This window comes from Actinoplanes sp. L3-i22, assembly GCF_019704555.1.
GTDB lineage: Bacteria > Actinomycetota > Actinomycetes > Mycobacteriales > Micromonosporaceae > Actinoplanes.
On the sequence record NZ_AP024745.1, the window covers coordinates 9,107,393 to 9,120,135 of the forward strand.

General features: G+C 70.2%; 8 protein-coding genes. 4 read left to right on the forward strand and 4 right to left on the reverse strand.

Annotated features, from left to right (window positions below):
* Window positions 1–325 precede the first annotated feature (325 nt).
* The 3 genes from L3i22_RS54035 to L3i22_RS40900 form a co-directional block, all read right to left on the reverse strand.
* Window positions 326–5,407 carry an AAA family ATPase gene (locus L3i22_RS54035; RefSeq protein WP_255657548.1) on the reverse strand — a complete coding sequence of 1,694 codons (5,082 nt, stop codon included), beginning with the start codon at window positions 5,405–5,407 and terminating at the stop codon, window positions 326–328.
* 600 nt (window positions 5,408–6,007) lie between these two features.
* Window positions 6,008–7,057: an NAD(P)-dependent alcohol dehydrogenase gene (locus tag L3i22_RS40895; RefSeq protein WP_221322801.1), complete on the reverse strand. Its 1,050-nt coding sequence runs from the start codon at window positions 7,055–7,057 to the stop codon at window positions 6,008–6,010.
* Between the two features lie 4 nt (window positions 7,058–7,061).
* Window positions 7,062–7,517: a DUF4334 domain-containing protein gene (locus L3i22_RS40900; protein WP_221322802.1), complete on the reverse strand. Its 456-nt coding sequence runs from the start codon at window positions 7,515–7,517 to the stop codon at window positions 7,062–7,064.
* Window positions 7,518–7,700: 183 nt separating this feature from the next.
* On the opposite strand from L3i22_RS40900, the gene L3i22_RS40905 reads away from it, so the two are divergent.
* The 3 genes from L3i22_RS40905 to L3i22_RS40915 all read left to right on the forward strand — a co-directional run bounded on the left by L3i22_RS40905 (window position 7,701) and on the right by L3i22_RS40915 (window position 10,051).
* The gene (locus L3i22_RS40905; protein ID WP_221322803.1) at window positions 7,701–8,930 is read left to right on the forward strand and encodes a phosphatidylserine/phosphatidylglycerophosphate/cardiolipin synthase family protein; all 1,230 of its coding nucleotides are present in this window, start codon (window positions 7,701–7,703) and stop codon (window positions 8,928–8,930) included.
* Window positions 8,931–8,993: 63 nt separating this feature from the next.
* Window positions 8,994–9,335, forward strand: a complete 342-nt coding sequence (locus L3i22_RS40910; RefSeq protein WP_221322804.1) for a nucleotide pyrophosphohydrolase — start codon at window positions 8,994–8,996, stop codon at window positions 9,333–9,335.
* 104 nt (window positions 9,336–9,439) lie between these two features.
* Window positions 9,440–10,051, forward strand: a complete 612-nt coding sequence (locus L3i22_RS40915) for a type II CAAX prenyl endopeptidase Rce1 family protein (protein WP_255657549.1) — start codon at window positions 9,440–9,442, stop codon at window positions 10,049–10,051.
* Window positions 10,052–10,069: 18 nt separating this feature from the next.
* Here the strand turns inward: L3i22_RS40915 and L3i22_RS40920 are convergent, their stop codons facing one another.
* A complete protein-coding gene (locus tag L3i22_RS40920) occupies window positions 10,070–11,467 on the reverse strand; it encodes a tol-pal system YbgF family protein (protein ID WP_221322805.1) in 1,398 nt (465 codons plus the stop codon).
* A 239-nt stretch (window positions 11,468–11,706) separates the two neighbouring features.
* Here L3i22_RS40920 and L3i22_RS40925 point away from each other — a divergent pair, with 239 nt between their 5' ends.
* Entirely contained in the window at window positions 11,707–12,540 is an 834-nt protein-coding gene (locus L3i22_RS40925; RefSeq protein WP_370644562.1) for a hypothetical protein, read from the forward strand.
* Window positions 12,541–12,743 lie beyond the last annotated feature (203 nt).

Genomic DNA, 12,743 nt, shown 5'->3' on the forward strand with positions numbered 1-12,743 from the left:
TTGCCTATGCTGCGGCCAATAACTGATCGTCGCTCCCGCGGGGACCCTTCCGGGCCTCGCAGGGCGCTGCGCGCCCAGAACGCGAGCCCCTCCAGGGCGACGTCCGAGGGTGGTCGCGGTTTCAAAGGACCCACGCGAGCCGGTTGCCGGGTCAAGGCCCAGCCGCGCCCCACGGTCACGGGTTCGAGTCCCGCCCGGCCCACCTTTTCCTGCCTGGGGGCGACCCCCAGACCCCACGTTACGTGGGGCGCCGTGGGCGGGCCGGTCACGGCCCCCCGTTCGCATGGTGCCAACCTTCGGCCCGCCTTCACCGGCAGGGCGGCTTCTAGCGGGAGCTGCGTTTCAACAGCCCTTCCGGACAGGCGGGTGGGAGGCTGAACCAGAAGGTTGCCCCCTGGCCGTCCGCACCCTCGGCCCACGTTTCCCCGCCGTGTCGTTCCACGGCCCGGTGCACGGTGGTCAGCCCGATCCCGGTGCCGGGGTAGTTGTCGGCACTGTGCAGCCGTGCGAACGGCTGGAACAGCTCAGCGGCTCTGCCAGCCGGGAAGCCGGCGCCGTTGTCGCGGACGAAGAATCCTCGTGACGTCCTACCGATCGCGACGGTGGGCCACTCGGCGTTGCGGGTGAACTTGACGGCGTTGTTGATCAGGTTCTCCAGGACGACCCGGACCAGGCCCTCGTCGGCGTCGGCGGTCATCGCCTCCTGCACGGTGAAGCTGACCTTGGTGTCCGGGTTGCGGCATTCCACGTCGTCGATCACCTGCCGGGCCGTCGCACTGAGATCGAAGGGTGCACGGCGCAGCTGCCCGCGGCTGGCCCGGGCCAGGACCAGCAGCGAATCGACCAGTTCGCCCATCCGGACCGCGGCGGTTTGGACGCGGCTCAGGCAGCGGCGGCTCTCCGGGCTGAGCGTGTCCTGCTCGTCCTCGAAGATCTGCTCGGAGTAGCTGCTGATCACCTGGAGCGGCCCGCGCAGATCGTGCGAGACCGAGCCGGAGAAGGCCTCCAGTTCCCGGTTGCGCCACTCCAACTCCTCGACGAGGGCGGCGCTGGTCGCGGTACGTTCGGCCACCTTACTTTCCAGCGACGCGTAGAGCAGGGCGTTGTCGACGGACACGGCGAGCTGGCCGGAGATGAGGCGGACGGCATCGAGCCGGTCGACGGTGAACGCGCCGCGAGCGAGCCGGTTCTCCAGCAGCAGCATGGCCCGCGGCAGCCCTTGGGCGAAGATGGGCACCACCATCAGCGAGCAGCAGGCCAAGCCGGTCAGGTAGGGATCCCGGGCGAAGCGGTCGTCGTGTGCCGCGTCCTCGACCAGCAGCGGCTCGCGGGTGCGTTCGGCGTAGCGGACCACCGACATCGGTACGAGACCCTCATCGACTGCGACGGTCGCACCGGGGCCGCGGAGGCACCAGCTGCCGGCGGTGTCGTCGCGGAGCAGGAGCTGGACGCCGGTGGCGCCGGTCATGGCGCTCAGCACCCCGCTGACCTGGGCTCGGATGCGGTCGAGGTTGGTTTCCGAGCTGAGTGCCTGGGAGGCGTTGAGGACGGCGAGCAGATCGATGGTGTCGGTGGACATGTCACTGTCGCTGCGGCTGGTGTCGTAACAGAGGTCCACCTGATGCCCGGTGGGCAGACCGGGGTGGGCCGCGTCGATCTGGCGGACTTTCGCCGTGGCGCCCCAGGCCTCGTAGGCGGCGCGAGCTTCGGCCATCAGGGTCCGGCCGGTGTGGTCGAGTCCCTGAGCGAGGTGGAACAGGGCGGCGCGTTCGTGGATCAGCGCACGATGCCAGTGGCGTCCGGTCGTCCCGGCCGCGCGGACCGCCGCGTCGAACGCGGCCGCGGCCGGCCATGCGTCCCCAAGAGCCCACGCCTGCTCGGCCTCGATGAGGTGGGCGAGGTGCGCGAAGTTGGCGGGCGCGTCCACGGCGCGGGCCACGAACCAGCGGCAGCAGGCAGCGAGGCCGGCGGTGGCCTGCTCGTCCGCCGCTGTGGTCCGGACCTGCTCGGCGAGGGCGAACCCGCGCAGCAGTTGCGCGATCGCCGTGCAGTAGCCGCCGGAGTTGTCCGGCAGCACGGTGGTCGCCGCCGCGTTGGCGTTGAGCCGTGACGTGCTCCCGCAGAGGAGTTCGGCGACACCGCGCATCGTGTGGAACGTCAAGGCGCCGATGAGATGCCCGGCCAGCCGGCCGGCGACCGCAGCCTCGTCGAACGACTCGTCGTCGAAGCAGTCCGGCGCCGCGGTCTCTCCCCGCAGGGCACGGACCAGCTGGCGGATCGACGTCAGCGTGTCGACGACGATCCGGTCGTCGGTCCGGCTGGTGCACGCGATCGCGGCCTCCAGCTCGGTGAGCAGGCCGGTGAGTGTCGGCGAGCAGTCGACCAGGACGCTGCCGATCGCGACACGGCAGTAGCTCGCGATGCACGTGTCCCCTACGCGTTGCAGGCCTTCGTGTGCCCGCCGCAGGATGGTGACGGTCTCCTCCAGCGGTTCGAACCAGTGCGCGACCCCGGTGCCGAACACCAGGAGCGCGTTCGGGGCGGTGGGGTACCCGCGTGCCTCGGCGACCGTGACAGCGTGCCGCGCCATCGCGTGGCCGCCGTCCCGGAGCTCGTGCCGCACCGCCTGTTCGATGAAGGCCACGCAGCTGATCGGGACGATCAGGTCGGCGCAGGGTCCGTGTTCGACCCAGAGGCGCCAACCTTCGAACACCATCCAGCCGTACGTGGCCGGATCGCCGATGTGGGCGACGGGCATCAGGCGGTTCAGCAGCCGGGCGACAGAGAGCACCCGTGAGTCGGTCACGTCCGGCCGGTCGAGGTCCGCGGCCGGTCCGCCCTCGGCCGCCCAGCGTTCGACGGCGGTCAGGCCGTCGGCGATCCGGGCGTCCATCGTCTCTGCCGTCGGCTTGGCCAGGCCGAGCCGGCCGAGCAGGTCCAGGCCCAGTGCCATCGCCTCGCTCGCCCGGTCGCGGTTGACCAGGCTGGAAATCTGGGCGTACGCGGCCGCCGCGAGCGCTTCCGGTCCGGAGCCGCGGCGCTCGATCGAGCGGTAGACCTCGTCCGCCTCCGCCATCCGACCGAGAGCGAACAGGGCGGCATGCCAGTCGATCTCCAGCCGCATCAGCAACGGTTCGCCGGCCACCGGCTGGTCGCCGCCGGCCAGGGTCAGTGCCGTGGACAGCAGGAGCTCGGCCGTCACCGGGTTGACCAGTCGCAGAGCCGCCGCCTGGTCACGGAACAGTTCGGCGACCAGCAGCCGCTCATCGCCGCCGGTCACCTCGCCGGCCACCGGCAGGTACTGTTCCGCCGCGGCACCCCGGAACCGCGGCGCCGAGGCCAGCCGCCGGGCCAGTGTCAGGTGCAGGCCGGGCCGGGCCGGCGGCGCGAGGTGGAGGAACGCCGCTTCCTGAACCCGGTCGTGACGGAACCGGACCGAGGGGACGGCGCCGCGTTCCATCAGCAGCAGGCCGTCCTCGAGCGCGGGCCGTAACCCTTCCTCGACGGCCTCGGCGCGCTGGCCCGCCGCGGCCGCCAGCATGTCGATCGTGATCTCGCTGCCCAGCATCGCCATCATCTCCAGGAGTTCCCGGGTGGGCGGCGGTAGCGTGTCGATGCGGGCCAGTCCGAGTTCCGGCAGGTCGGCACGGCCGAGATGGCGGCGCACCGCGTCCGCGTCCCACTGCCATCCGTCGCCGCCGGGTACGAGCAGGCCCTCCCGGCGCAACGAGTTGACCACCTCGACGCAGTCGTAGGGATTGCCACCGGTGCGGGCGGTGAGCACGTCGGCCAAGCCGGCCGCACGGTCCGGTTCCAGCCGCAACATCTGTGCGAGCAGCGTGCCCAGGTCGGCCGGTGGCAGGTTCATCAGCCGGATCCGCTCCGGCCCCGGCCCGTCCGGCGCCCACCGGGACAGCAGCGCGGTGAGCGGATGGGCCCCGTCGATCTCGGTCTCCCGGTACGCGCCGACCAGCAGGAGTCCCCTCATCTGTGCATCGGTGAGAACCGCGTCGACCAGGCCGATCTGCGTGGCCCCCGCCCATTGCAGGTCGTCGAGGACCAGCACCAGCGGCTGTTCCGGCGAGGCGACGACGCGCAGCACGTCGAGCCCGACCCGCACCAGTCGTCGTTCGACGGTCATCGGGTCCGGCGGCGTCAGGTCCGGCATCACATCCATCAGCACCGCGAATTCCGGCACGATCGCCGCGGCCAGGCCGGTGTTGACGCCCAACGCGTCGTGCAGGCGCTTCCGCAGGGCCGCCACGGCTTCCTCCGGCTCGGCCAGCAGGAGGCGGCACAACGCGCGCAGGGCCTGGCGTACCGCGTCGGAGTTCAGTTCTCGCCGGTACTGGTCGCATTTTCCCGTCACCAGCCAGCCGCCGCGCCCGGTCACGTACGGCCGCAACTCGTCGATCAGGCTGGACTTGCCGACCCCGGGGCCGCCGCTGACCAGCACGCCACGTCCCCGGCCGGCCATCATCTCGTCGAACGCGGCCCGCAATCGGGCGATTTCGGCGTTCCGGCCGACCGGCCGCGACGGCGGAGCCAGCCGGATCGGGAAGTCCCGTTCACCGAGCGGGAAGACGGCCGGCCCGGCATTGCGCAGGCCGTCACGCAGCCGCAGCAGGTCATGGGCGAGACCGTCGGCGCTCTGGTACCGCTGGTCCGGCTCCTTCTCCAGCAGTCGCAGAACGATGTCGGACAGCAGCCGTGGCATCAGGGGGTTCACCTCGGCCGGCGGGGCCGGCACGCGGGCCAGGTGGTCGTGGGTCAGCCGCAGCGGGTCACCGGCCCCGAACGGCGGCCCACCGGTCAGCGTCTCGTACAACGTGGCGCCGAACCCGTACAGGTCGGCGCGGTGGTCCACCGACCGGGCGGTGCGCCCGGTCTGCTCCGGCGCCAGATACGCCAGCGTGCCCACGATCTGGTTCTGGTGGGTGAAGGCCGGCCGTTCCTCGGCGAAGGTCGTCGCCAGGTCGAAATCGATCAGCGCCGGATGTCGTGGCGTTCCGGACAGCAACACGTTCGACGGGGTGATGTCCCGGTGCACGACACCCCGGCGGTGCACGGACGCGAGGACGCCGGCCAGTTCCGCGGCGAGGTCCACGGCCTCCGCCGGATCGAGCGGTCCCGCGGCGAGAACGGCGTCGAGGCTGACACCGGACGTGTCCGTCGACACGATTGCCTCGTCACTGTCGTGGTGTACCAACTCGGGTACACCCTGGACGCCGGCCAGCCGCTCCAGGATCGCCTGCTCGTGACGGTACCGCCCCGCCGCCTGGACGCCGAAAGCCTCCTTGCGGATCACCGCCCCGGCATCCGATCGCACCCGGGTCACCCGCGTGCGGTCGCTCTCGTGCAGCACCTCCTCGGCGGCGTAGACAGCCGAGGTCTCACCCGTCGCCATCCGTCGCCCCCCAAAAACCCGGTTCGCTGGTCTCCGCCATGTCCCAGGTGCCGTGCCAGGCCGGTGGACACGGCACTTCCTTGATCATTCCTCTTGGTAAAGAGCAACTTCGGATTTCGCCAAGGCCCGGCAGAACGGACGATCGGCGACTAGCCTGACTTTCCCCGGCGCACAGCGAGAGATGACCACACCTCCCCTGGCCACGGATGGACATCTCCGGGGATGGCTACGGCGGGAAGAGGGCGGCCGCTTTGCTGCCACGTGAGCTGATCAAACGTCCCTGTAGTGGTGCGCCCGAGGCGACGGTGGGATGGTTCGCATGGTGCAACGTCCGGCCCACCAGCAGGTTGACCTGCTTGGACGTCTAGTTCGGTTGGAGTATTGCGCGAACCGTCTGCGAATCATCGACAGCGCTGGCGCACGTAGCGGCGGTCTGGCCTTTGCCGGCCGCCGCCCAGTGTCCGACGTGGCAGCGAATCGGGTGGCTCGTACCAGCCGACTAGCGGACTGGAGGAGAATCGGACTTCGACGTCTGCGCAGTTGGAGGGGCGCTCAGCGCCTTGTCAGCGGCGTGAGGTCCACTTCGATGTCGTGTCCGCTCTAACGACTGTTGAAAGTGAGCACCGGTTTGATCGTGTGGCCGGCCAGCATGTCGGTGGCGGCCTGCTCGATGTCGGCGAACGGGTAGGTGGTGATCAGCTTCTCCAGCGGGAAACGGCCCGCCCGGTGCAGGTCGATCAGGTGGGGCAGGAAGTCGGCCGGACTGGCGTCGCCCTCGATCACGCCGCGGATCCGGAGGCCGCCGGCCATGACGGTCATGATGTCGAACGAGGCCGCACCGCCCATGCCGACCAGGGCCAGGGTGCCCCGCCGGCGCAACGACGCGAGCGCGGCCTCGATCGCGTCCGACCGGCCGGTCGTGTCCAGCGCGTGATGAGCGCTCGGCAGCGGGGCGCCGGGTTCGACGGCGTCGGCCGCGCCCAGGGACAGGGCCAGTTCCCGGCGCGCGGGCCGGGGTTCCACGACGGTCACCACGCACGAGCGGGTGAGCGCGGCCAGCAGCGCGCTGAGCCCGACTCCCCCGCCGCCGAAGATCAGGATGCGGTCACCCGGGGCGGGGTCGAGCACGTTGAGAACCGTCCCGGCTCCGGTCTGGACGCCACAGCCGAGCGGCGCGGCCAGCTCGGCGGGGAGGTCGGCGGGGATCGGGACGGTGTTCGTCTCGTACGCAATCGCATGGGTTGAAAAGCTTGATTGCCCGAAAAATCCGGAGAAGACAGGCTGCCCGTCGCGGCTGACCAGACCGGTGGCGCCGCGCGTGTTCAGCTCGCCGCGCAGGCAGTAGGCCGGCTGCCCGAGCCGGCACTCGGAACAGGCCCCGCAGCTGCGAAAACTCAGGCACACCCGGTCCCCCACGGCGACCGTCGTGACCCCGGATCCGACCGCCGCCACCACCCCGGCGCCCTCGTGACCGAAGATCATCGGCAGCCGCGCGGCCGGCCACCGCCCGCGCATCGCCAGGTCGGTGTGGCAGATCCCGGCCGCCTCGATCCGCACCAGGATCTCCCCGTCGCCCGGCCCGGCGAGCTCAACGTCCCGCGGCACGAACGGCCCACCGGCCGCCTCGACGAGCGCCGCCCGAATCCGCACCGGCTCAGTCCCGCTCGAGCCGGAACCAGTAGTGCCGGCCCTGATCACGGACCCCCTTGCCGTTCATCACCCCGAGCAGCGTGTCCGCCCCGGCCCACTTGAAGTGGTCGAACACCGGCTGCCCGTCGTAGACCATGGTCGCCGTCGACTCCCCGCGGAACTCCACGCTCCACAGGCTCGCCCCGCCCTTGGCCAGCTCCACGTTGTCGTAGAGGCGCCCGTCGGCGCCCCGGCACACGATCGGCGCCACCTCGGTCAGCGAGGTGAACCGCTTGCCGTACCACCCGACCCGGCCCAGCGTCCCCTCGAACCGGTGCCCGGTGATCAGCTCGGCACCCCGCCACAACCCGAGCATCTCCACCGGCCGCACCACCGGCAGCGCCGCCCAGATCTCGTCCAGCTCCGCAGTGTCGAACTTGTTCTCACCGGCCAGCCGACCCCGCGCCACATCAGCATCCATCACCGCACTCTAGCTGCCCGGACAGAAGATCGGGGAATCACTTCCCGGCTTCGGTCAGTCAGCAAGCAGCCATGTCCACATTGGGCAAGATCATTGGGCGCAATCTCACAGTAAATTGACGTTAATATATATTCAACCTCATACTCCCCGTTCCGACATGAACGTGACACGGGGAGGCATTTCATGCGGGGTAACTTCATGCTGCGCGCCGGACTGGCCGTGGCGCTCAGCGCCATCGCGCTGACTCCGCCGGCCGCCGCGGTGGCCACCACGAGCGACACGGTGCAGGCGACGATCGGTGGATATCCGGTCTGGGCGCACTTCAACGACCCGTACGCCAGCGGTGCCAAGGGCGCCGACAACACCATCCACCTGGAACTGGAGCGGCTGATCAACAACGCGCCGGCCGGCTCCACGATCCGCGGCACGATCCACTCGCTGAGCGTCGACGGGCCGGCGAACGCGCTGAAGGCGGCCCAGGATCGCGGGGTCAACGTCTCGATCGTCATCGACGGCAAGAACGAGGCCTCGACCGACAGCGGGGTGGCCAAGCTCAAGGAGCTGACCAACCACAAGTTCTGTACCTACGGCACCGGCCGGGCCTGCATCAGCACCAGCGCCGACGGTGACATGCACACGAAGATGTTCACGTTCAGCGCCACCAAGGACCCCAACGGCGTCGACCGCACCAACGTCTCGTGGTTCGGCTCGGCGAACCTGACCTACACGACCGGGCCCAACTCGTTCAACAACACCATCACGGTGTACGGCGACACCGCGCTGATGAACGGGCTGAACACCAACTTCACCGACATGTGGAACCGCAAGCACTACACGGGCAACGACTACTACGACGCCGCCTCGGGCCGTGGCTACTACCAGGCGACGGCGGCGGACGCGTACGCGTCTCCGGAGGCGCCCGGCCAGACCGACACCATCGTCACCCGGCTCAACGACGCCACCCCGGACGCCAACTGCCAGATGCGCATCGGCATGGCGTTCATCACCGCGGGCCGGCCCGGCATCACCAGCCTGGTCAAGCGCTTCGCGGCGGCCGGCTGCCGGATCTGGATCGTGGCCGGCAGCACCGAGGCCGGTGGGATCAACGTGACCGAGAGCGTCTACGACGACCTGATCGGCGCCGGCGTGAAGATCCACCGGATGAGCGACGTGCACGACAAGTTCTTCGCCGTCTACGCCAAGTACGGCAGCGCCTACGAGTACCGGGTCTACACCGGCTCGCAGAACTGGAGCCAGGACGCGCTCAGCGAGAACGAGGAGATCTTCGTCAAGATGGCCCCGGAGTCGGGCACCACGCACCCGCTCTACAACGGGTTCTACAACCACTTCAACGACGCGTACAACAGCACCTTCGGCACCGCCTGCACCGCCTCGAACTACCCCTGCGCATAGTCGCCGACCGGCCGCGCCCGTCCTCGGGCGCGGCCGGTGTGCTGCACTGGTGGCGTGCCGGACATGGGTGAGCTGACCGAACGGGTGCGGGCGTTCGCCCGCGAGCGCGACTGGGAGCAGTTCCACACGCCGAAGAATCTGGCGATGGCGCTGGCCGGCGAGGTCGGTGAGCTGCTCGCCGAGCTGCAGTGGCTGACCCCGGAGCAGTCGGCCGCGGTGATGGCCGACCCGGAGCTCGGGCCGCGGGTGCGCGCCGAGCTCGGCGACGTCACCATCTACCTGGTGCGCCTGGCCGACGTGCTCGGCATCGACCTGGTCGACGCGGCCCTCGACAAGCTCGGCGAGGCGGGCCGGCGCTACACCGTCGAGGCGGCCCGCGGCACCGCCGCGAAGATCAAGGACTAGACGGTACGGCGATCGCGCGCCCGCCACGACGTCAGGTGCGGTGACATCTGCGGGTCACCCCGGCGTCGCATGCCGGATGCCCGGGGCGGTTACCGTCCCCGCTGGTGATCGTGGAGCATCTGCTCGTCTTCTACGGGCTGGTCGGGCTGTTCATCGTGGCCCACATCCCGGGTGGCCCCATCCCGTTGCTGCTGGTGGCGGGGGCGGCGGCGGTGATCTGGCTCCGCCGTACCCCCAATTTTGACAACCGTGATCTGTGGCGGCCGCAAGCGTTGCGCCCGGCCCTGCCCGCCATGATCGCCCCATGGGCGATCTTCTCGGTTCTCGCCGCGGCCGGCGTGGCCGTCTTCGACCGGGGGCACCTGTTCGACATGCCGCGGCAGCACACGCTGTTGTGGCTGCTGATCGTGGTGTTCTATCCGCTGGCGTCGGTGTATCCGCAGGAGCTGTTGTACCGGGCGTTCCTGCTGCACCGCTACGCGCCGCGGTTCGGTGCCGGGCGGCTGGCGGCGGGGGCGAGCGCGGCGGCGTTCGGGTTCGCGCATCTGCTGTTCGGCAACGTGCTCGCGGTGGTGCTGACCATCGGCGGCGGGTGGCTGTTCGCGCGCCGCTATCAGCGGACCCGATCGCTGCTGACCGTGTCGGTCGAGCACGCCCTCTACGGCATCACGATCTTCACGGTCGGGCTGGGACGGCTCTTCTACCACGGGGCGTAGAAGAGCCGTCCGCCCGAACTACTTGACGATCAGCTTCTGGAACTGGGCCTTCACGTCGGCGGCGTTGACCTTGACGTCCATGTGGCGCGGCGGCCCGAGATCGGCCCCCAGCGTCGAGGTGTAGGACACCGTGGACGGGCAGCTGGACCCGCCGAACTGCATCGTCGTGCTGAAGACCTGCTTGCCGGTGCGGATCTCGTAGCCCTTCACGGTGATCTTGACCTTGTGGAACGTCACCGGGTAGCGGCCGGTGCCCAGGCCACTGCGGTAGTCACAGGTGCGCACCGCCGAGCCCTGCGTGTCCGAGCCGATGCACAGGACCAGGGTCGCGGCCTCCGGGTTCGTCGTCTTCCACGACGCCGGCAGCCGGTTGGACTGCGTGGTGTTGCCGAACACCATCGCCTTGTTGACGCCCTTGCCGTAGCCCTTGGCCGCGCTGTACTTCGACGGATTCTGGCAATAGTCCGCCGTGGTGCCGGTGGTGCGCTCGCGCAGCGTGTCCAGCTCGATGGCCAGGTCCGCCTTGGCGATGCCCTCCTTCGCCTTGACCGTGCCCGGATCGCTCGGGTACGCGTTGATCAGCTGCTGGTACGCCCCTTTGGCGGCGGTCCAGTTCTTCGTCGACATGTACCCGTCGCCGCAGCCGAGCAGCGCGGTCGGCTCGTGCTGGGGCACCACGTCGGCGGCGCGGTCCAGCGTGTTACCGGTCTTCGCCCGGTCGCCGAGCCACTCGGTGATCTTCACGGTCGAGCAGGCGTCGCTGACCGGCAGGCCGGACAGGAACTGGTCGAGCACCTTGTCGGTCATCCGCTCGTGGCCGGGCATCGAGGTCAGCACCAGGTTGAGCCGGTCGAACCCGTTGTTGAGCTCGGTCGTGTCGGCCGCGGCGAGTCCGGCCGCGATCTGGTCCCGGGCATCGTTGAGCTGGTGGCAGGCGGAGACCGTGTCGTCGTCCTTGGCGGCCAGCGGCGCGTCCGCGATGCGCAGGCCGAGCCAGACCTTGTCCAGCTTCTCCAGCGCGTGCGAGCAGTCACCGTTGGCCTTCGCGTCGGTGACGGCCTGGCCGATGCCGCCGGCCTGCACCCGCAGCAGGCCCAGGACCAGCAGGACGACCACCGCGGCGGCGAGCCCGATGATCCGCTGGCGCAGCTTCGCGGACGGCTCGACCGGGCCGCGGGCCAGGAACCAGCCGTGCACGATCATCGCCAGCCACCAGAGCACGGCGACGATCTCGATCAGCACGGTGTGCACCGACGGGACGACGAAGAACATCAGGATGAACGAGACGATCAGGGTGAGCACGCCCAGGCCGGGGCGGCGCATCATGAAGTAGCCCAGGCTCAGGAACGAGGCGTTGCCGGCGGCGGCGGCGAGGCGGTCGGTCTTGGCCGGCTCGCGCGGCGGGGGCGGGGGCATCGGCGGGGCCTGCTGCCAGCCCTGTTGCTGCTGCCAGTTGGGCGGCGGCGGCTGCGGCGACCAGGGCTGGCCGGGCTGGGGCTGGCCGGGCGGTCCCCAGGGCTGACCCGGCTGGGGCTGACCCGGCTGGGCCCAGGGCTGACCTGGCTGCGGCTGGCCGGGCTGCGCCCACGGCTGACCCGGCTGGGGCTGACCCGGCTGAGGCTGACCTGGCTGAGGCTGACCTGGCTGAGGCTGACCTGGCTGAGGCTGACCTGGCTGAGGCTGACCTGGCTGAGGCTGACCTGGCTGGGGCTGCCACTGCTGGCCAGGCTGCTGCCACGGCTGGGCCGGCGGTTGCCAGGGCTGCTGCGGCCAGGCCGGCTGCTGCGGGGGTGGCGGCAGGTGGGGCCAGCCGGAGATCGGGGCGGTCGGGTCCGGCTGCTGCGGGGCGTGCGGGACCGCGGAGATCGGGGTGGTCGGATCAGGATCCTGGTGCGGCTCGCCCTCGACCGGGGCGGCCTCAGCAGGGGCGGCCTCAGCAGGGGCGGCCTCAACTGGGGCGGTGTGCTGCGACGCGGCCTCGGCAGGAACGTCCTGCTGCGACGCGCCTTCGGCAGGAGTGGCCTGCGGCAAAGCGGCTTCGGCAGAGGCGGGCGGCGGCGGGGTGGCTTCGGCAGAGGCGGGCTGCTGCGGCTCGCCTTCGACAGGAGTGGCCTGCTGCGGGGCGCCCGCAGTGGGGGCGTCGGGGACCGGCGTGGACGGCTCGTCCTGCGGGCGGCGCTGTTGCGGCACCTGCGGCGGTTGCCAGGTCTGGTCGGACGGCGGTTGTTCCGGCGGCTGCCAGGGCGGCGGCTGAGTCATTGGCGATCCCCCGAGCGGAAAGCGGTTCAATAAGATCGGTAGGGGTGACTTTCACATTCGATACGACGGCAGCGTCGTTAGCGATGGTCGATGGCTTAGCCGGAAGGAGCGCGCACGGTCAAGTCCATTACCTCCCCGTGGCCGATTGGCGATCCATCGACCAGGATTGCAGCCTACCGGACCGCCGCCAGCAGGTTTCATACCGGACATCACTGTCCGAAATGGTGTGATTACGGGTTTGGAAAATGGATCACCCGGGGCGAAAAGCCGCAGTAGCGACAGCTTGGCTGCGGCTTTCCTACGGCATTTATTCGGCGTCGGCGGGCGACGAAACGGGACCGTCCACGTCGACGGAGCGGGTGGTCGGGCACTCTCGGATGCGAGCCGCCCGGGTGTCGCCGCTCGCGGGGGCATCCCGACCCCGCCCGGCCCA

What these genes read in the sequence shown, in the direction of transcription:
- L3i22_RS54035 (WP_255657548.1), bottom strand. Translation starts at nt 5,407, where the DNA reads ATGGCGACGGGTGAGACCTCGGCTGTCTACGCCGCCGAGGAGGTGCTG.
- L3i22_RS40900 (WP_221322802.1), bottom strand. Translation starts at nt 7,517, where the DNA reads ATGGATGCTGATGTGGCGCGGGGTCGGCTGGCCGGTGAGAACAAGTTC.
- L3i22_RS40905 (WP_221322803.1), top strand. Translation starts at nt 7,701, where the DNA reads ATGCGGGGTAACTTCATGCTGCGCGCCGGACTGGCCGTGGCGCTCAGC.
- L3i22_RS40910 (WP_221322804.1), top strand. Translation starts at nt 8,994, where the DNA reads ATGGGTGAGCTGACCGAACGGGTGCGGGCGTTCGCCCGCGAGCGCGAC.
- L3i22_RS40920 (WP_221322805.1), bottom strand. Translation starts at nt 11,467, where the DNA reads ATGCCCCCGCCCCCGCCGCGCGAGCCGGCCAAGACCGACCGCCTCGCC.